27 protein-coding genes are annotated in these 19,470 nt (G+C 44.6%); 6 read left to right on the top strand and 21 right to left on the bottom strand.

Annotation, left to right across the window (positions count from 1 at the left end; all coding sequences use genetic code 11):
• Window positions 1-38 precede the first annotated feature (38 nt).
• The 6 genes from ADH68_RS00620 (at window position 39) to ADH68_RS00595 (ending at window position 5,423) form a co-directional block, all read left to right on the top strand.
• Window positions 39-362, top strand: coding sequence for a hypothetical protein (locus ADH68_RS00620; RefSeq protein ID WP_068960237.1), 324 nt, complete (start codon window positions 39-41; stop codon window positions 360-362).
• Window positions 331-1,530 (top strand): RtcB family protein, encoded by a 1,200-nt coding sequence (locus tag ADH68_RS00615; protein ID WP_068960238.1) that lies wholly within the window; start codon window positions 331-333, stop codon window positions 1,528-1,530. The genes ADH68_RS00620 and ADH68_RS00615 overlap by 32 nt, the downstream gene beginning before the upstream one ends.
• Window positions 1,527-2,132, top strand: coding sequence for a peptide chain release factor H (prfH, locus tag ADH68_RS00610; RefSeq protein ID WP_068960239.1), 606 nt, complete (start codon window positions 1,527-1,529; stop codon window positions 2,130-2,132). Before ADH68_RS00615 ends, prfH begins: the two co-directional genes overlap by 4 nt.
• Window positions 2,133-2,206: 74 nt before the next feature.
• Window positions 2,207-2,419, top strand: a complete 213-nt coding sequence (locus ADH68_RS00605; protein WP_068960240.1) for a hypothetical protein — start codon at window positions 2,207-2,209, stop codon at window positions 2,417-2,419.
• A gap of 436 nt (window positions 2,420-2,855) precedes the next feature.
• On the top strand, window positions 2,856-4,079 hold the full coding sequence (locus ADH68_RS00600; protein WP_068960241.1) for a site-specific integrase: 1,224 nt from the start codon (window positions 2,856-2,858) through the stop codon (window positions 4,077-4,079).
• 21 nt (window positions 4,080-4,100) lie between these two features.
• Window positions 4,101-5,423 (top strand): site-specific integrase, encoded by a 1,323-nt coding sequence (locus ADH68_RS00595; RefSeq protein WP_068960242.1) that lies wholly within the window; start codon window positions 4,101-4,103, stop codon window positions 5,421-5,423.
• A 58-nt stretch (window positions 5,424-5,481) separates the two neighbouring features.
• Here the strand turns inward: ADH68_RS00595 and ADH68_RS00590 are convergent, their stop codons facing one another.
• From ADH68_RS00590 to ADH68_RS00490, 21 genes are all read right to left on the bottom strand, one after another.
• Window positions 5,482-5,793, bottom strand: a complete 312-nt coding sequence (locus ADH68_RS00590; RefSeq protein ID WP_016273983.1) for a helix-turn-helix domain-containing protein — start codon at window positions 5,791-5,793, stop codon at window positions 5,482-5,484.
• Window positions 5,790-6,083, bottom strand: a complete 294-nt coding sequence (locus ADH68_RS00585; RefSeq protein WP_016273984.1) for a helix-turn-helix domain-containing protein — start codon at window positions 6,081-6,083, stop codon at window positions 5,790-5,792. The genes ADH68_RS00590 and ADH68_RS00585 overlap by 4 nt, the downstream gene beginning before the upstream one ends.
• Window positions 6,084-6,115: 32 nt before the next feature.
• A complete protein-coding gene (locus ADH68_RS00580) occupies window positions 6,116-6,415 on the bottom strand; it encodes a helix-turn-helix domain-containing protein (RefSeq protein ID WP_016273985.1) in 300 nt (99 codons plus the stop codon).
• Between the two features lie 232 nt (window positions 6,416-6,647).
• Window positions 6,648-7,061 (bottom strand): hypothetical protein, encoded by a 414-nt coding sequence (locus ADH68_RS00575; protein ID WP_068960243.1) that lies wholly within the window; start codon window positions 7,059-7,061, stop codon window positions 6,648-6,650.
• Between the two features lie 296 nt (window positions 7,062-7,357).
• Window positions 7,358-8,674, bottom strand: coding sequence for a sigma-54-dependent transcriptional regulator (locus ADH68_RS00570; RefSeq protein WP_068960244.1), 1,317 nt, complete (start codon window positions 8,672-8,674; stop codon window positions 7,358-7,360).
• Window positions 8,649-9,026 (bottom strand): hypothetical protein, encoded by a 378-nt coding sequence (locus ADH68_RS00565; protein WP_107042900.1) that lies wholly within the window; start codon window positions 9,024-9,026, stop codon window positions 8,649-8,651. The genes ADH68_RS00570 and ADH68_RS00565 overlap by 26 nt, the downstream gene beginning before the upstream one ends.
• The gene (locus ADH68_RS00560) at window positions 9,026-10,927 is read right to left on the bottom strand and encodes an ATP-binding response regulator (RefSeq protein ID WP_161953091.1); all 1,902 of its coding nucleotides are present in this window, start codon (window positions 10,925-10,927) and stop codon (window positions 9,026-9,028) included. The genes ADH68_RS00565 and ADH68_RS00560 overlap by 1 nt, the downstream gene beginning before the upstream one ends.
• A 63-nt stretch (window positions 10,928-10,990) precedes the next feature.
• Window positions 10,991-11,500 (bottom strand): DMP19 family protein, encoded by a 510-nt coding sequence (locus ADH68_RS00555; RefSeq protein ID WP_068960245.1) that lies wholly within the window; start codon window positions 11,498-11,500, stop codon window positions 10,991-10,993.
• Between the two features lie 18 nt (window positions 11,501-11,518).
• Window positions 11,519-12,238 (bottom strand): hypothetical protein, encoded by a 720-nt coding sequence (locus tag ADH68_RS00550; RefSeq protein WP_104369553.1) that lies wholly within the window; start codon window positions 12,236-12,238, stop codon window positions 11,519-11,521.
• Window positions 12,239-12,264: 26 nt separating this feature from the next.
• Entirely contained in the window at window positions 12,265-12,732 is a 468-nt protein-coding gene (locus ADH68_RS00545) for a hypothetical protein (RefSeq protein WP_068960246.1), read from the bottom strand.
• Between the two features lie 70 nt (window positions 12,733-12,802).
• Window positions 12,803-13,180, bottom strand: a complete 378-nt coding sequence (locus ADH68_RS00540) for a hypothetical protein (protein WP_068962008.1) — start codon at window positions 13,178-13,180, stop codon at window positions 12,803-12,805.
• Window positions 13,181-13,231: 51 nt separating this feature from the next.
• The gene (locus ADH68_RS14090; RefSeq protein WP_233210212.1) at window positions 13,232-13,528 is read right to left on the bottom strand and encodes an SUKH-3 domain-containing protein; all 297 of its coding nucleotides are present in this window, start codon (window positions 13,526-13,528) and stop codon (window positions 13,232-13,234) included.
• A 194-nt stretch (window positions 13,529-13,722) separates the two neighbouring features.
• Entirely contained in the window at window positions 13,723-14,316 is a 594-nt protein-coding gene (locus ADH68_RS00530; protein ID WP_065538024.1) for a DUF4304 domain-containing protein, read from the bottom strand.
• Window positions 14,317-14,386: 70 nt separating this feature from the next.
• Window positions 14,387-14,779: a DUF4377 domain-containing protein gene (locus tag ADH68_RS00525; protein ID WP_068960247.1), complete on the bottom strand. Its 393-nt coding sequence runs from the start codon at window positions 14,777-14,779 to the stop codon at window positions 14,387-14,389.
• Between the two features lie 312 nt (window positions 14,780-15,091).
• Window positions 15,092-16,192, bottom strand: a complete 1,101-nt coding sequence (locus ADH68_RS00520; protein ID WP_068960103.1) for an ISAs1 family transposase — start codon at window positions 16,190-16,192, stop codon at window positions 15,092-15,094.
• 46 nt (window positions 16,193-16,238) lie between these two features.
• Window positions 16,239-16,820: a hypothetical protein gene (locus tag ADH68_RS00515; protein WP_232321456.1), complete on the bottom strand. Its 582-nt coding sequence runs from the start codon at window positions 16,818-16,820 to the stop codon at window positions 16,239-16,241.
• Between the two features lie 90 nt (window positions 16,821-16,910).
• Window positions 16,911-17,498 (bottom strand): hypothetical protein, encoded by a 588-nt coding sequence (locus ADH68_RS00510; protein WP_068960248.1) that lies wholly within the window; start codon window positions 17,496-17,498, stop codon window positions 16,911-16,913.
• Window positions 17,499-17,599: 101 nt separating this feature from the next.
• On the bottom strand, window positions 17,600-18,004 hold the full coding sequence (locus ADH68_RS00505) for a hypothetical protein (protein ID WP_068960249.1): 405 nt from the start codon (window positions 18,002-18,004) through the stop codon (window positions 17,600-17,602).
• Window positions 18,005-18,091: 87 nt separating this feature from the next.
• The gene (locus tag ADH68_RS00500) at window positions 18,092-18,442 is read right to left on the bottom strand and encodes an immunity 51 family protein (RefSeq protein WP_068960250.1); all 351 of its coding nucleotides are present in this window, start codon (window positions 18,440-18,442) and stop codon (window positions 18,092-18,094) included.
• Window positions 18,432-18,779: a hypothetical protein gene (locus ADH68_RS00495; protein ID WP_068960251.1), complete on the bottom strand. Its 348-nt coding sequence runs from the start codon at window positions 18,777-18,779 to the stop codon at window positions 18,432-18,434. The genes ADH68_RS00500 and ADH68_RS00495 overlap by 11 nt, the downstream gene beginning before the upstream one ends.
• A gap of 55 nt (window positions 18,780-18,834) precedes the next feature.
• A complete protein-coding gene (locus ADH68_RS00490; RefSeq protein WP_068960252.1) occupies window positions 18,835-19,470 on the bottom strand; it encodes an ankyrin repeat domain-containing protein in 636 nt (211 codons plus the stop codon).

Here is a 19,470-nt window from a genome sequence, read left to right as displayed (position 1 = left end):
ATGTCGCCTATAAATTTTGCCACCTTATATCCTGCCATATGCTCCATATCCATAGCCGGACCGATGTGCCAGTATGGCGCAAAATCTGCTCGTTGAGCTTGCTTATTGTGTCGATAGATGAAGCCAACTGCGGAAATCCCTGCAACTGTCGCAATAATCATATATTTTCCGTAAAAATAGCAATTTTTTCAATGGTGCGCAAATCCTTTGCGCACATACATCTCAACTTTGCAGTGAATATGGATGGCAAGCCACCGCGTACCGACAAAGCTGACATGCGCTTTCAGTTCACTCGCGAGGGCTTCGCCGTTGTAGTAAACACAGAACTATATGATAATTACAGGAAAAACGACATCGGCTGAGATTTTCACCGATAATATAGAGCAGTCGGCACTCGACTGGGTAATTGAATTGTGCGACCATCCGGCAATGGAGGGCGTGCCTATAGTGCAAATGCCCGACGTTCACGCCGGCAACTCATGCAATGTAGGCACAGCCTATCCGATAGGAATGTATGTCAATCCCGACCATGTCGGAGTTGACATTGGTTGCACTATCTCGATGCACCGTCTTTCGTGTGCCGCCAGCCCCGACGACTTTCCGCTGCTCGACCACCGTATTCGCGAGGCAATCCCGACAGGCACCGATATTTGTCCGAAGAACTCACTCAATGAGAAAGAGCTGTTTCGCTTTCTGAACTCTCAATATCAGAAGGCCCGCTCGGCTGCTCCCGAACTTATCAATGAGGCGCCTCGCATAGATGCACGATTCATCACAGACTTCTGCCGTCGCATCAAACTTCAGGAGGGCATCTTCTACAAAAGTCTCGGCACGCTCGGAGGCGGAAACCATTTCATTGAGTATGGAGAAGACGCCGAATCCGGAGACACTTGGCTGACCATTCACTGTGGCTCGCGAAATCTTGGAGTGAAGGTAGCCAACCATTGGCGCAATATAGCCCAAAATCCTAAACGGGCAAAATACATCGGCTGCCTTTGGGGCGATGCACTGTGTGGCTATCTCTCAGATATGATTATAGCCCAGGCCTATGCACTCTATAATCATCAGATTATCCGTGACCGCATATTCGCTATTCTCAAAAAACTGTGTAAGGCTAAGTGTGTTGAATCTATCTTTACCACCCATAATTATATATCGGTAACGGACGACGTGCCAATGTTAAGAAAAGGAGCGATTGACGCATCGGAAGGCAGGAAGATTGCAATTCCATTCAATATGCGCGACGGAATAGCAATCTGCATCGGAAAAGGTAATGAGCAATGGCTCAACACAGCTCCACACGGGGCCGGACGCATTATGAGCCGCGCCCAAGCCAAAAAACAAATTTCAATGGACGATTTTCAGGCTTCAATGACAGGCATCTATTCATCATCGGTATGCTCAGGCACACTTGATGAATCTCCGATGGCATACAAACCCGCCTGTGAGATACTCGAACTTATTCGACCGACAGTAGAGGTAGTCGCCATGATAAAACCTAAACTCAATATCAAAGACAACGGAGAATGAAACACTATATACAAATAACAGCCGGACGCGGGCCGGTGGAATGTGCCAGAGCCGTCATACTCGTGGCGCGTGAACTTCTCAAAGTAATTCCCAATCTGCGACTCACAGATAGTGAACCTCACAATCAGGTTGAAGGTTGCTTCATGTCTATGACATTTGCTTCTGACGTAATAATCCCACAGTCTATCGTCAATGAATGGCAGGGTACGATACTCTGGCGCTCTACCAGGAATCCCTATCGCCCGGTGCATAAGCGCAGCAACTGGTTTGTCGGCGTTAACTTTTTTGATGAAGTGGAACTGCCGCATATTGATGAATCGGATATTGTTTATGAAACCTGTCGGTCAGGTGGAAAAGGCGGTCAGAACGTCAACAAAGTAGAGACCGCAGTGCGGGCAACCCATATTTCAACCGGACTATCAGTAAAATGCTCTGATGAACGCTCACAGTTGCAAAACAAGTCTCTTGCGAGAGAACGACTGCTGTTGAAGCTCCGTCAGATAAACGAAAAAGCTCTTGCTGATTCTCAGGCACACCAGTGGTGCAATCACGACAACCTTGAACGTGGCAACCCCGTCAAGAAATTTTCAGGACCATTGTGATTTTTATGTGCTGTATCGGCTTTTGATACAAGCGGGGCGTAATTTTGTACCGTAAATCAAAGACAATTTAAGCAATGAGAGAATTAGACCTTCATAAAGCAAAAACCGCTGACAAATCAAAACAGAAGAATGAGGCTAAGAATGCTAAACCCAAAAGCGTTTTGGAGTCGTTTGAGTATATCGTTGAACTTGCCGAAGATTCTAATCTCGACAAGGAATTTTTGGAGAAAGCCTCGACTCATATAAAATATGCAGTGTATCTAACATTTGAAAATGGACCCGGATAGCATTTGAAAAGGGGACCACCCGGGATGGGGATGCAAAGATAATTAAGAATTCGCGAGACTATGGCAATAAATGGGGAATAAAGTAATGTGTTGAGAGTTAGGAGAGATTGGCGTTGTTCGTCCGAAGGGTGCTTTCGGCGGAAAATTCGGTTTTTGGAAGGGTTAGGAGATAGAATCGCTACCTATCCGTTGCCTTTTTCCTATCCGGAATCCGGTCTTGAAGACGGTTTTGCCGATGGATGATTATCCCTGTCTTATGTCATAGAACCCGCTTGTCAGGCATCTTTGCTACTGCAAATTTAGCGATTTTCTCTGGCATTGCGAAGAAATATAGGCTCCGGGATGGCATCTGTGATTCCTATTCGTGGTTCCGCTACGTTTTGCATACCTACAAATTACTCTATATCAGTTAATTTTGCAAACAAAGAATAGAGCTATGAAACAGAGCGGATTAAAGGTTTCGTTCTACCTTAAAAAGAGCGAGATGTCGGATGACGGTCTGTGTCCGGTGATGGGGCGTATAAACGTAGGCAGATACTCGGAGGCAGCTTTCAGCGCGAAACTCTCGGCATCACCTAAGGCATGGATGCTCGGCCGTGCCACTGGCAAGAGCGCCGCGTCAAGGGAAATCAACCGCCAGCTTGACGAAATCAGGGCAAGCGCACTTTCCGTCTATCAGGAACTGTCGGCTGTCCGCATGGGCGTGACCGCCGATGATGTGAAGTGCCAGATACAGGGGATGGCTTTCGGACAGGAAACGCTGATGGGATATTTCAGCACATTCATAGAGAACTTCGCAAAGCGTGTCGGTGTGAACCGGGTTCATGGCACACTGAAATCATACAATTACACCTACAAATGCCTGGCAACATTTCTGGAAACGGAGTATAAGCTGTCGGATATTCCGTTTACGGCTATCGACCGTTCCTTCATAGACAAGTATGACATCTACCTGCGTACACAGCGCCGACTCGCCACCTCCACCGTGGGCTTTCATACAACACGGTTGAAGATGATAGTCTCGGAGGCTATCACCGACGGCATCATAACCGCAGATCCTTTTGCCGGATATGAGGCAGAAAAGCCGCAGCGTGAGCAGAAGTTTCTTACTTCGGAGGAACTCCACCGGATTATGACGACACCGCTCCACGACAGCCGTCTGTACCATGTCCGCGATCTCTTCCTGTTCTCCTGCTATACAGGCATTCCATACGGCGATATGTGTCTTCTGACGGAAGATAATCTTGAAACTGCCGAGGACGGTACGGTCTGGATCAGGTCCTCGCGAAAAAAGACGAAGGTGGAATATGAGATACCGTTGCTTGAGCTGCCATTGAGAATTATCGAGAAATACCGGGGAATGGCACCTGAAGGGAAACTCCTGCCGATGTACAGCAACTCCACCCTGAACGCATATCTGAAAAGGATTGCCAAGATATGCGGCATAGAGCGCAGGCTGGTCTATCACTGCGGGCGTCATACCTACGCCACCGAGATCACGCTTGCACATGGTGTGCCTCTTGAGACCGTCAGCCGTATGCTGGGCCATAACCGGATTACCACGACGCAGATTTACGCGAAAGTGACCGATGACAAAATCGGGACAGACACACAGAACCTTGACAGCCGGATAGCGTCACGCTTCACTGTCGCCATTTAATAAACCAAAACCCACATAGTCATGAAAAAGGATAAAGACAACAATACACCCAAACGGCGTAGCACATTCGCCATCCTCTTCTATATCAACCGGACAAAAGTCCGCAAGGACGGAACATGCCAGCTTCTGAGCAAGGTCAGCATAGACGCCGAATGGGAGCAGATAGGAACGAAAGTATCTGTGAATCCGGATATCTGGAACCCCGAAAAAGGGCGTGCCGACGGACGCAGTGCCAATGCAGTCACCGTGAACCGCGCCATAGACTCGCTGACAGCTGAGATAAACGAACATTACGAGGATATAAGGCGCAGCCTTGGCTTCGTCACCGCCGAGCTTGTTAAGAACGCCATGAAGGGCATCGGGCGCAAGCCATCGACCCTTTTGGCTCTTTTCCGTGAACATAACGAGGAATTCCACAAGCGTGTGGGCGTAGACCGCACAAAGGAATCATATGAAAGCTATCTCAACTCATACCGTCATCTATCTGCATTCGTAACCGGGAAACGGGATATGGATGATGTGCCGCTCCGTGCGCTTGACAGGTCTTTTTATGACGATTTCGAGGTGTTTCTCGGCGCAGACCGTGGACTCAAGCCCAAATCGGTTCACGAACACCTGTACCGTCTGAAGAAGATGACGATGCGAGCAGTCAGCCAGGGCACGCTCCGCCGTGACCCATATGCGAGGCTCCATCCACCGTTGCCACGTCGCAAGAGCCGCCACATGAGGCTTGACGATCTGAAACTGCTTATGGAAAAACAGATAGATGCCCCAAATCTCCAAAGGGTGCGCGATTGGTTCATCTTCTCGACATTCACAGGGCTGGCATACGCAGATCTTAAACAGTTGACTGAGGATGACATATCCCAGACTCCGGACGGTACGTGGTGGATACATGTAAACAGGCAAAAGACGGGCAGTCGCTCGGCGATACGCCTGCTTGACATCCCAATGCGAATAATGGAGAAATACAGGGACGAGCGGCAGGACGGTAAGATTTTCAATCTTTATAGCAGAACCTATTTGATAAAACTTACCCGGCAGCTCGGCAAGGAGTACGGTTTCTGCCTTACCTTCCACAAGGCGAGGCATAATTTCGGAACACATATCACTTTGTCGATGGGCGTTCCCATTGAGACAGTAAGCCGAATGATGGGACATAAGAGCGTTACCACGACACAGATATACGCCCAGGTGACTGACCGCAAGGTTGATGAGGACATGAAGCGTCTGCGTATGCAGGCATCAAGTGCTGAAATTACCCTTATTGACGAAAGCATGGATAAGGAAATGGCAAAGAGAAGGAAATATAAATTCAGGAACAAGACGGGAAACGGCCTGTGATTGCAGACCGTTCCCGCCTATGCCTGATAGCAGCGCATATTGCGGAACTCAGCGGCTCTTAGAGCCACTTCTGTTCCTCCACGCATTTACGGTGCGCCTTTTCAAGAAGGCTCTGTATCTCGGATTCCCGGTACAGGGCCTTTCCCTGTACAATGTAGTAAGGGATAAGACGAGCGGTGCGGTATTCCTGCAAGGTGCGCCGGCTCACTTTCAGCAGGCGCGACAACTCCTCGTCAGTGAGGAACCTGTCCCCCTTGAACATGGGGCGTGCGACCGATTCAACTTGTCCGAGCGCCTGCCCGATGTTTCCGAGGCGGCGCAACAGGTCCGCCACACGCGGATCCTGCCTGTCGATAAAATAATGGCTCATAGCTGTGATGTGTTTGGGTGATACGACGACTGTAATAGTCTCTCTACATCCTCCGGACGGTAGAAGAGCTTGTTCCTGATACGGCTGAACGGCAGGATGCCTTTGTCGCGGTATGTCTGCAAGGTGCGCTTTGAGATTCCGAGGATGTTGCACACGTCCTCGTTGTCGAGCCATTTCTTAAGGCCGATGTCCTCATTCTTCCGGCTCAGCAGTTCGGATTTTTCCTCGATTTCCCTGATTCTGGAGAACAGGGCATCGAAGGTTCTGATGTCCATGCTTATTATTTCCATGATGTTACGGTTTTTAGATTTTACGATATGTTTCAGTGGCTCACGGCGGCGGGTAGCGACTTCCCTTTCATCTGTAGGAATTCCTGTATCTCGGATGCCTTGTAGTAGGTACGCCCGTCTATCATGTAATAGCGGATAAGCTTCTTCTGTCGGTATCTCGCAAGGGTGCGCTTGGTGACGCCGAGCAACCGGCACAGGTCGTAGTTGTCGAGCAGCGTGTCGCCGTCCAGACAATCCTTGAGCTTGTTCATCCGCTCGAATGCCCGCTCCATCTTGTCAAAGCGTTCCATGAGCGAGGCAAACATCTTATGCACTGTTTCATTATATAGCATAGCTGATTTTTTTGATGTAAATGAATTGGTTTGTTTTACACCGTGTTGCGCAATCGGTTATACTACATATATTGGCTAATGCCGTGCCACCGGCACCAAAAGGCACGACAAGACACCGATATTCATCAGAATATCAGTGTGATAAAAATATACAAGCGTAATATGATGGAAATCAGAGGTCTTGCAAAATGCAAGACTTTTCGGCGGTATGCAATAGTCTATTGCGAGATTATCACGCTTTGCGCCGGTAGATGTTTTGACATATACCGTTTCTGAACCGGGTGGATTTACTTAATACCCACCCCGACGGTGTGCCGTTTTGAAAGATGCGGGTTCCTGTTCCTGCAATCTCAGGCAGAATATGGATTACCAGTTCGTCTATTATATTGTAACGGAAGAGCCGTGTCATAAGTTCCATACCGTCCAAATCCGACACTTCGGCGGTGTATATGCAGGATTTGTCGGTGCTGCCTTTGTCACACACAAGATCAAGGACCGGGTAATCCGCTTCAAGTGTGTATGTGCCTATGTCATGCCAAAAACGGACGCCTTTGGCATCGGTCATAAGCCAACGCATCCGGGGATTGTCGGCATCCGGGAGGAAACCGTCGATAGTCATTGCCGTTATGATGCGTACCGTTGCCATGTCGTTTCATTTCTCTATTATACAGCAAAAGAAAAAAGCGCGATGTCCACGCACTCAGACAGCGGTTCTGGCAAAACCGTAAGGAGAATACGCAACACCACGCTATGCGATACGCACAGCATAAGCATTACGCAATGATTCTCCTTAAACATCAACTGCCAGATTTCTGTCTGAGACTCTTGCGAACTTATGTATGTAAAGGCGGACATATCGGAATACGCCTGCCTGTATTTTCTATTTCACGCCCCAAAGTTACAAAAAAGTAGCGAGAAGGGCTGTATGCCAAGGCATAAATGTTACTTTATACCGTACTTATTCATCTTACGGTATAATGTCGTAGGATTTATGTTGAGCATTCTCGCCGCCTTGGTCTTGTTGCCGTTGCAGGATTCCAAGGTGCGGATGATAAGCTGCTTTTCAGCATCGTCATCTTTGATTGGGCGCAAATCAGGAACGATTTTTGCGACATTATCATTTGATGTTTTGCGGATATTCAAGTCCGAGACTGCGATAACGGTTGTCTTTGAAATCAGCACTGCCCTGCGCACCCGGTTCTGAAGCTCGCGGATATTGCCGCTCCATGAGTGTGCCAGCATAAGCCGCTCGGCATCCGGGCTGAATCCGGAGGTTTCCTTGTGAAGCTCATCCGAAAACTTCTTGCGGAAGAATTCTGCCAGCGGGAGGATGTCTTCGGGACATTCCGCAAGGGATGGCTGGTGTATCTCGAACTCGCAGAGGCGGTGATACAGGTCCTCACGGAAACGCCCATCGGCGATGGATTTCTCCATATCCTCGTTGGTTGCCGCCACTATGCGCACATCGGCACGGCGTTCCGTGTTTCCACCGACAGGCATATAGACATTCTCCTGCAATACCCTCAATAATGATGACTGTGTGTGATAAGGCAACGTGGCGATTTCGTCAAGGAACAGTGTGCCGCCTTTCGCCGCGTCAAAATATCCTTTCCTGTCGGCATCAGCTCCCGTAAAAGCTCCCTTGACATGGCCGAAGAACATGGAGGCTGTCAGTTCTGGCGGTATGGCGCCACAGTTCACTGCGACAAACGGCTCGTCTTTTCTTGGACTGTTGAAATGGATGGTCCGTGCGATAGACTCCTTGCCGGTTCCGTTGGCACCGAGAATCAGGACCGATATATCGGCTGGTGCGACAAGCTCCGCCAGATGCAACGCCTCACGCGCCTTCACGCTGTCACGCCTGAAAAGACGTTCAAGCGAATGTTGTATGGTAAAAGCCGGATGCACCAGTTCCTTCACAACTTCGAACAGTCGCTCCCTATGTACCGGCTTGGGAAGATAGTCCTGCGCGCCCATCTTTATGGCTTTGACAGCATCGGGATATGAGGCGTATTCCGTCATGATTACGATCGGAATTCCGGGTTTCTCTTTCTTCAGCCATGCAAGTAATGACAGGCCATCCCCTTCGGGCAGGCGTACATCAGAGAGTATCAGGTCAAAATCCACTTTGCGTATATGCCTGCGTGCCACGACGGCATCTATTGCTGTCGTGACTTCATACCCCTCGCGTGCGAGCCAGTCCTTCTGCATCTGGGAGAGGGTCACGTTGTCCTCAACTATCAGTATTTTGCTCTTCATCCCTTATCGTCTTCAGTTCTTCGTTTATATTCTCAATCAGATTCTCCATTGCCGTAATCACACCGGCGGCGGTTTTCTTGATGTCCGCAGGTGTAGAATTCCTGTCCCACAGAGATTTCCTCAACGGTTGCAGGCAGCTTTCAATACCGAGCATTTCCCATACGGGCTTAATCCTGTGTAGTATGGCCGAAACGCCATTCCTGTCGTCATGCCCAATATTCTTTTTCAGGACAGCTATCTCTGTGGAAGTCGATTCCGAAAGGCCCTTCAATATCTTTACCGGCTCGGTCACGTTTTCAACGAGCGGTGAAAAGTCAATCCGTACATCATCCGGGACCATAGGTTTCTCCATTACCATTGATATCCGTTCAAGCAGTTCCTGCATCGAGAATGGCTTGAAGATGCATCCGGTTTTAACAGAGGTTTGCTATCGTCATCGTCCCTGGCGGTCATTGCCACTATGGGGATTGTCCTTGAATTGCCGATATTTGACTTGCGCAACAGTTCGATCAATGCGAACCCGTTGGTGCCTGGCATATTTATGTCCGTAAGTATTAAGTCGAAATCTCGTTTACGCATCGCCTTTACCACATCCGAGGCTGTGGCACATACGGCACAAGAGACCGCGTTGCGCTCAAGCATCTCGCTTACGATATCACGCTGTAGCGGGTCGTCATCGATTACTATCACGTTATGCGGCAGGCGCGATACTCCGGCTGGCTTTGCTTCCTGGATATCGGCCGTCTCTATATTTCCGGTAAGTTCAAGCGGTATGGCAATATGGAAAGTTGTACCTTTGCCGACATTGCTGATCACGTCAATAGTTCCGCCAAGCATGGTTATCAGACCTTTCGTAATGGAAAGTCCGAGTCCGAACCCCTCAATATGCTCCACGTTGTCGGCACGTTCGAACGGCCTGAATATGCGGTCAACGGTTTCCTCCGACATTCCGATACCAGTGTCGCTTATATCCATAACCAGCCGGTCGCCGTCGTATGAAGCCGCGATTCCAACGGAACCGGATTGAGTGAACTTGACGGCATTAGACAGCAGGTTGTCTGCAATCTGTTCTATCCGGTCCTCATCTCCTGTTACCGTCACATCAATATTCCTGTAATCGTGCTTGAACAGCAACCCCTTGTCATTGATTATCTGCGCCGCGCCTATTGCTATTCTGTCAAACAATACGTTCAGTCTGAACGGGACATTGTTCGGGGTCTCCTTAGCTTCGTTGAGCCTATAGACATCCAGCAGATTGTTAAGAAGGTGGACTACGTGGCGGCAAAGGTACCGCGCGTTGTTCAGGTAGCCGTCGCGTTTCCTTTTGTCGCGGGTGTCGATGGCGAGTTCTGCACTGCCGCTTATCACGTTGAGCGGACCGCGTATATCATGGGATATGGTGAGGATGATTTTCTTGCGCATTTCAAGCAGCGACCGGTTCTGCCGTATGCTTTCCTCAAGTTTTTTCTTGTTCCGGTCTCTTCGCTGCATATCGCGGTGTATTATGACAAAAGAAACGAACAGCATCAGTAAGGTAATGGCTGTTAGTACACCTATATCACGATATGATTCTTCACGGGTAGCTGCAATCTCAAGTTCCTGCTGTCGGAGATCAGCCTGGGCCTTACCGTCAAGATAACTAATCAGATTCTGCAAGCGGATATTAAGATTTCTGTTTTGTTGTGACAGGCTATCAGCCTGTGCTTTAAGTTTTTCGTTCTGCGCCCTGCGCTCAGCCATAAGACTGCGGTTGAAACTAAGTATAGTTGTCGTGGTAGATGGCTCAGGTTCTTCTTTTTTGCCGAAGATGCCGAGGAATCCCTTACGCTTCGGCTTCTTTGGCTCTTCTTTGGCAATCTGGCGAGCTATCACGGGCAGTTTGTTGGCCATCTCGTCACCGAGAGACTTTTGGCGCCGGTATATTTCTGCAAGCTGGAGCAATTTCTTCTCCTTGTCCTCAAGAAGAATACGGAGACTGTCTATGTCGGCTGCTTCCGAAATGAAAATCCGGCTGAACTCACACAGTGTGCTGTCTATATGCATACGTTCTTGACGATAATCCCCCCGTTCTGTTTCAGTCCATTCAAATGCTGTCTCGCCCATCATTGTCAACGATGTTAGGCGCATGTTCAATCGGTTAATCTCACAGCGGACATTATTGGTATTACGAGACTCTGTTTCCATAGAAACCAATGTCTGCTCCTCATTGTAATAGGCATAGCCTATGGTGGCAATCAGGATAAGTATCAGCATATAGCCTAAAACGATCGGGATTCGGGATGTATCCATATGAATAATTCATTTTAACAGCACATATCACTCGGTCATTCCTGTAAGAAACTCCTGCGGATGCTGTTTGATGTATGTGCCTATCATCGTGTAGAGTTGCCGGTCATTCCTCATCAAGGCATAGTACTCATCATCGAAGGCATCAAAGAGCTTCTCTTTATACCCGTGGGCGAATCCTTCCTTCGTTCCGTCCCATACCGATTGCAGTTCATCCCGGTTGGCGGCATATTGGTCGTTGGCTCGTTTCACGACATCAGCGATCCGGTCTGCTCCGAGCTTGACAAAGGTGTCCTCGGCTTTTTGCGCACGTTCGCCACCGGAATTGTAGTAGTATTGGTTGAAACCGCCATTGATGACCTCCGCGTGCAGTTCCACCGCACACATTATGCTGTCGAACACTTCGCTCTCCATGTCGCTTGCCAGTTCTCCGTCTATATATTTCCGGCAGAGTTTGTCGGCAGGAAGACGCTCTATCAACTCTTCCGTTATCTGTTCGGAGCATCTTATCCCGAACAGTTTCTTTATCCATTGCATCATTGATTTCGGTTTTTATTATTACTTGAACATATTTTTTTCATTACCGTGTAAGACATATTCTGGCCTTTTATCAAGCAGTATGAACTGCGGCAACTGTTGCGCCCGCTTCCACATTGCCGGATTGTAGGACCATAACACGGGAAGTTCCACTGGAGAATGCTGGAAGAAGTAACGCTTTGTTTCAAGACTTGGTAATATGGATATTATTGCTCCGTTGCCTTCCATACTCGGATGATAGCAGAAACGGAAACTCATATAGGCATATCCGGGGCTTCCTTTCCGGGCGTCAATTTCAAGAGACTCCACAATCGTGTCCTCTTGTGTTTCCTCACTGTCGCTACGCTCGTCTGCTTCGGGAAGACCGCTGTCGTTGTCAAGATTTAGTTCCGGGAAATTCAATATCCCATCCACGGTTGAAAGCATGACACAGGCATTATACCGCTCATGCTTCCTTATGGATTGATCCGGTACTGTGACGCGGAGCAGAACCCAGCAGGAATCCTCCTCAATCAAAGCTTTCTCTATAGCAAATCTGACCTGCGGACGTTCCAACGGACGCAATTTTCCGTGAATGATTCGATAAGCCCTGTCACAGCCTGAATTGTTCACTTCACTCAGACAAATCCGTGAATCCTGAGCAGCACCTGTTTTGCGGATTGTGGCACATCCCGCAAATGCCAACGATAATGCCGACATCATGGTCAGCAATATTATATTTCTAAAATGATTGTTATTCATTGTTTAATGGTTAGCAGGTAGCATCGTCAGATGCTATCTTTCGTTGTTACTAACTTATTTACAAATCCCAATCCGGTGAATAAACACCCAATCCCAATAAGGGGATAAACAATGCCGCACAAGACTGCAAGCATATTCAATCCCCGTTCATCTCCTATGAAGCCGTCTAAACTGACAGCTTGCAATATGAAGTTTGTAATTTGCCAATCCAATAGACTTTGGTCTATACTGATAAAGGCAAGCCACAAAAAGATAGAGCAACATTCCAAGCCCAACAATAACATTATGGTTTTAGGTTGCATTGCATATAGTTTATAGACCTTGTAGATTACCAGTATATCTATGATTACAAGCATACCCAAAAGACAATATTCCATAATGCCATATATACCGAACAGACGACCAAAGCCTAAGCCACCACAAAATAATGTAATGGCTATCAGCAAAGCACTGAAAGCTGTCAATAATACTATGGATTGAACTGTTTTATTCATCTCACTATTGTTAGTAATGGGATAGCGTGGAATGCTGGTAGGCGTTATCACGCTTTGTTATAAACTCAATTTACCTATTGGTATAATAGTCTTTAAGTAGAAGCGGGAGAAAAAGCCAACTTACTATGCCTATTATAGAGATAGCAACAAAAAAACAATTCTTCCTGTTGGTGTTATTGTTCCTGTAATGGTTGTCCCATCTTCGGTATCTTTTTGTATCATCCCAAAATACGATTTCATTTATAAGCATAAATAAGATGGAAACAGATAGGAAAGCAACGTATTTGGCTTCATGAACAAAATGGATTGGTGCTATCAGTGCCATTATCAATGCAATAAATGGGAGATGGAAAAACAAAAAGCCAATGTTATTTCCAGCTCTACCATATCCAAGTAATCCCCAGAAGAAATACCTAATTGTAAAATACCAATAAATATACCAGTTCATAATGTCAATTTCAAATTGATGATAATGGTTAGAAAGGAGCATCGTCAGATGCTATCTTTCGTCGTTAGATACTGATTTTATAGTTTCAAGAATATTGCCCGATACAATATTTTGAATACCACTGAATATATCACTGCCATAATAATAAACAAGATTGTCGTAATCAGCCCACACTTGTTCTTGTTCATCTAACCACACAATCAAATAGCCGGGATGAATGTCTGCTAAATAGATAACCTTATTGACCCCTAACTTCAAAGCCACTTTTTGCATAGCTTCCGGGCGGTATTTCTTTATTTTCTTGACATCAAAATAAAGAATATCAGATTGGTTCAGTTCTAATTTCATGTTATAGAATAGAGCAATCTTGCTTATAATACTTTCATTCAAGGGATAATCAAACTTAGAGTAGGATTGTCTTAACTTGTCTATGTAAGAATCCTGCATCATTTGAAAATTAAATTCGTCCCAATGGTTATGAACAAGTATTTCCTTTATTGCAGTAGGTATAATCATTTCTAATTGTATCTAATGGGTTGCAACTAATTGTTTTCAGCACTTAGTTGTTTGTTAGTCATTCTCATTATTACTTCTTGTGCCTTCTTCTTCCATACTTGATTATTGATTTTCTCTAATCGTATTAAAGCATCATTTTTTTTATTCATTATATATTCAATACAAGCAATATATATTTGATGCAATTCTTGTTGAATAGCCTTTTCTTCGTAGAAAAGCATTATTCTATATAGCTTTTCAAATGATTTTATTTTATTAAAGAAAGGAATAATATCTTTTTCAATTAAGAAATTTATTCTTTCTTGTAATTCCTTTACATCTACATCTTCATAAAATTCAATGTCGCCATTTTCTTGAAAGAAATCAGAAATGCTACCTCTCAAACAACAATCTGTATTTTTTACACTTTTACCCTTTGGCACTTTACCCCAACACAAAGCAAAAACATCTGAAGAATAGATTCCTATCTCCAAAGTATAATATTGCCAATTTTTATCACAATATTTGCCTGGTTCAATTCTGAACATATAAACAAAAGGATCACATTGGCATAACCAAGTTAAGCTATTCTTTTTAAAACCTTTTATTTTTATTCCTTTCGATAGTTCTTTGATATACATATTGTTTTATAATGGGATAGCAGGGAACGGCTTGCCGTTACCCTGCTTCGTTAACATCATATTGTACGCATTATTCAGCTTCGTTTGGGTTACCGACCTGTCTTTTCTCTACGACCCGAACAAGCTGATATTTGTATATGCTACCGTCTGCTGGTGGATTTGCCAAAGTTGTCTTATTGACACGCAAATCGTATTCATAGCCTTTCTCATATTCGAAGCCCTGAATACCGCAGAATGCCAAAGGACGATATTCATCCTCTCCCTGCTCCTTGACGAGCATACATTCTATCGGAAATTCTCCTTCCGAATCAAATAAATCATACATAATTCCAGTTTCAGAAGAAACATACATCGTTACTTCTTTTGTGATGTCCTTTGGCTCATCTTCATTCATGCAAGCTGTCAGCCCCAATATGGTAACAAAGGCTATCAGCAGCGTTCTTAAATAAATTTTCGTTCTCATACTTATTAGTGTTATTGATGTTAATGTTTAGCAGGGAACGGCTCGTCCGTTATCCTGCGTTGTTAGCTGTATTTTAGTCAAAAGTCATGTAACACAAACAGACTTTTAACAAGATAATTTTCTACTGTCCATACGGCATAATATCCGCCTGCACCGTCACTGTTCTGCGTGCTGATGAACAGTGAGTTTCCTTTACCCAATGCCACGACAACATTGTTTCGGCTCGGTTCGTATAGATGTGCTATATATGCTGTTGGAAATTCCAATATTCCGGCAGGGTGCTTGACGGTGACCAGGGCTGGCGCATGAGATTTAACTATCCTTAAAGACTTTGTACAGATATTCAGTGCTCCACATACATTTTTTGCGTCTTCGTTTAAGGCTGAGTTTATCGTTCTGCTTTTTAAGCATTTCCAATGCATACTTGCGCATCGCTGAAAAATTGACAGCGCCATTCTTGGCGCGTACGCGGCACATATCTTCCCGAAACGTCACGTCGAGATGCCAGTGCAGTTTGTTCTCGATACCCCAGTGCGCACGAATACGCATCGCATAGTAAGAAGCCTCATCTTTCTCCACGCTGCTGAGATAGTAGATTGTTTCACGCGAGCGGGCACCGTTCTCAGTACGCTCACGCTCCATCTTTATGATACGTTTAAGACCGGGCCACTTCTCGTACATTCCCTCCTGTTCCAAAAGTGTCGTATCCATAATTGAACAGGTTCTCTTCTCAACTCTTCCGTGCCCCTTTTCCTCGGTTGTGTATACCGATAATGGAGTAGTCCTACTAAAGATACTTTCCGTCAAGCTCTTGAGTATCGGCTGATTGTCTTTAAGCGCCATCAGATAGTCGCCGCCCTGGAGCATGATCTGTTCTGCGATATTACGGTGGGTCCCCATTGCGTCGACTGAAACCAATGCCCCTGTAAGCCATAAAGAGGACAATACGGACGGCAGAACCGTAAGTTCGTTGGTCTTGCCATCCACCGGCTTTTCGGCAACGCAGATTTCTGTTTCAGATACCCACGCATTGAGGATATACAGTCCGTGGCATCCGGGACTCCTGGGATTTTCACCCCGCAGTTTCTTACCGTCAATGATGACCTGATTGCCGCACAGGGATTCGATTATGTGGCCTCGGCAGCAATCAAGACTTGCCCGGAGCTGAGCGGGATTGACAGACTCTACAACACGAAGTATCGTGTCACCACACGGGACGCCGTTGCTAAGCTTCAGCAATCCGGCGGCCTTGAATTCTTCCTCTCGGTCTGTAACCATATCCGATATGTCGTCACAGTCCTCACAATCACACAACACGCCGATGAGTGCCATTCGGAGCACATCCTCGAGCTCATGTTTAACCTTGCCCAAGTCGCGCGGGTCTTTTACTTTGCTGAAAATTTCTATTTGCATACCTCTAATATATCCATTTTCAGCAATATATGCAATATCTGAAAGTTTATTTCACATAATCAGGTGAATTTTTGACTGAATTTGAGTTAAATCTCATGCGCCAGCCCTGGACGGTGACAGATGCGTATTCTTCATGCGGAATATTGTCATCTATGCCTGTCAAGTCAGAACAACCGTCAATACTCCGAACAAAACCTGCTTCCAAATCATAAACAATGGCATGTTTTTGTGGATTAAAATTTTGGAAGTCTATCTTTACGGTTAATGTGTCGTTGGCATATACAAGGCATTTATCCGTACTTTGCGGCTGTTTCTTCAACTGTGGCAAATCTGCCAAATAACGGATGCGGCTTTTATGGATATCTCCTGTATGGGTATTTCCATTCGGGCAAGTCTTGGTTATGCCCGTTTCTGCTCCATATTCTACGCTATGCCATTCTTTATGGTTCTTTTGTGCATCCCAATCGGCAAATACATGATTATCCAATAATTTGCCTATCACTGTTCCACTTGTATCACGTACATTTACATATCCGTCCGCATCCTGAATGACACCGAAGAAACGCTGTTGTGCTTGTATAGGCAAGCAAAACAGAATTGCCGATATGTAGAAAATAATCTTTTTCATGCTTCTATTACAGCTAATGGTTTGGTGAGGAACAGCGTTTAGCTGTTAACTCGACCTTGTTATAAACTCAATTTGGATTTGAAAAATAGCTTATTGTATTCGTTCAAATAAAATAGCATCCTTACTTTCCCAAAACTTAGCTTCTGTTATTGCAAATCCCAGTTTTGTACAATACGATAGTAGGATGTCTTTATTCACTCTATTTTTGATAAGCCTACGTTTATAATAGCTTTCATCTTCAAACCACTGGACAATACCATTTTCATAAAAAATCCATTTAGGGTCTTTCATAGCATATACAGTCCTAACAACTATTCCATTTTGTATGAATTGAAAAGAGTTCATGCTATCAGAGCTATCTATATTAGTGATTTGAAAATTGTAACAATCGCATTGTAATTTTGAAGATAAGCAACGAACCAAAGTATTCCAACCGTCCGAGTAGTTGGAATACATAACGCTGATATTTTTATTTGTTGCAGGTGCAAAGAAATATGCTTTCTCAAAATGCACTCCACCTTTTAAGGGACTATTATCATACAAATCAAACACGAATGGTCTAAACGATAACTTTCGACTGCCATTCTCTAAGAAATCAGCACTTAAAGTTTTTACAATGTCCTCTAACGAGCATTGAAAACAACTAAAAGTGAAATATGAAAATTGTTCTATTAGCATGATGAACTCTATTTTAACGAATTAAGCTATTTTCAGCCATTGTTTATAATGGCTTGACAAGGAGCTGCGTTTAGCAGCTAACTTGGCTTGTTAGTAATAATTCATTCCTCTTTCTGTTCATCCAAACATTCATTCACCCAATCTCTAAGTCCTTCATCAATATCTTTCTGCAATGTTTCTTCTAAAATCACTATACCTTCTGATTTTTCGGAAGTGTCAAGAGAGTTTAAGAATCTGTTAAGCATCCATATATTATATTCAGTAGGTACTCTACGAATAGAAGCATATAAAAAAGGAGCATAATTATTATTATCAAGTTTTTCCAAATAATGGACTATACGACCGGGATTGCCAAAGTTGAAATGTGGATGCCTTTCAAGCAATCTAAATAAAGGCTCGATTAAAGCATTATCCATTTCAGTTAAAACAGATTCTACCTCTTGCAAATCTTCTTCGGATTGAAGATTCATATTGTTGATTTTAGAAATAATCTCATTTATATTCATACTTCGTTTATGTTTATCAAGTTATTACTAATGGGATGCAGCTTGCCGCCGTTATAGGCGGCACAGGTGCTTGTTAGCATCGTTCTTTTAATCCAATTCAGCATGGGAGAATAAGTCCATTATTAATTTTTTATTTTCACATGCTTCTTTAAACTGTAAGATGAACTTTTTTAAAGCCTCTTTATCACTTGAATAAGCACAGAACATACTTCCTTCCGAATCGAAATCAATGCTTTCGGATAGCTCTGGTGCTTGTTCGTCAATAAAGACACGAGCCAGTGACTCCCAGTCGTAGCCATTACCTTCAAATCCTTCATCTTCTCTTGATTGAAAGATTTCCGTTTTATACTCGCCAACAGTCAGACATACCGAAATTGTTGATTCATGTTCAACCCAAAAGAAAGGTTCAATAGCCGCTGCAAAATTATTAATGTCCATATTGTTCTAATTCTTTAAAAAGTTCATCACCATTTGCTTTAATTCCATTTCTAAACTTGGCAGGAATTCTACTGCTACAACGTTCAAACCAATCGTTAAAAACATTTTTCCATTCTTGAACTTTCTCTTTTTTAATTAACAGATTAGCATCAATGGGGTATTTCTTTGCCAGTATTACCAGCATATCAATAATTGCCAATATTGGCTGAGAAGGCTCTTTGGTTGTTTTCATCCAATCAATAAATTCATCCATCATTGAAATGGAGAATTTTATATAATCAACTCCAACAGCTTCTGCAAGCTCATTTCCTTCTGGTGCTGTACTAAATATCTTCATATTATATTTTTCTTATTCTTCGATGCTAATGGTTCAGCAGGGAACGGCTTGTCCGTTATCCTGCGTTGTTAGCATTATTTTTTTGTTTCATCCATTGCAAAAGTAAATTTTCAATCTCTTTTGCACCTGTCTCCTTAGCCAAAGCAAGAGGGGTGCTGCCGTTACTATCTTTTATATCAAGGTCTGCATGATATTCTAAAAGCAACTTCACCAGTTCTATGTTATTATTGGCAATGGCTTCCATAATCGGATATACTCTATAGGTGTCGCATGGACTTTGGCAACCATTTACGTTAATGCCATGCTCCAGCAAGATATGGGCTAACTTTACGTTAGACAATCTGCAGGCGTATGTCAGGAGCGTAAGTCCATACTCATCGCTATATACTCTATCGTTTATGTCCTTGTATCTGGTAAGGGCATATTTTAGTACATCTTCTTTGTCAAAGTAGATTGCCGTATAGAGTATATCAAACTCGTAACAATCGTTACCCATTGCCATAGGTTCATCTTTTGCTGCCAGCAACTGTTTAATGGTTTCCATATCATTGTTGCGGCAAGCAACCCCTAACGGATAAAGCTGGTAGGTTGCATCCCGTATAGTATCTTGCAGCAATGTGCTTGCTTTCACGCTATCCAAACTACAAAAAAGCGTTGCAAGAAAAAGTAATGTCCTATTTACTATCTTCAT

Origin of the sequence: Muribaculum intestinale (assembly GCF_002201515.1) — a bacterium.
GTDB classification, from domain to species: Bacteria; Bacteroidota; Bacteroidia; order Bacteroidales; family Muribaculaceae; genus Muribaculum; species Muribaculum intestinale.
The sequence above is the reverse complement of the archived record's forward strand: the minus strand, read 5'-3'. Positions and strand labels throughout refer to the sequence as shown.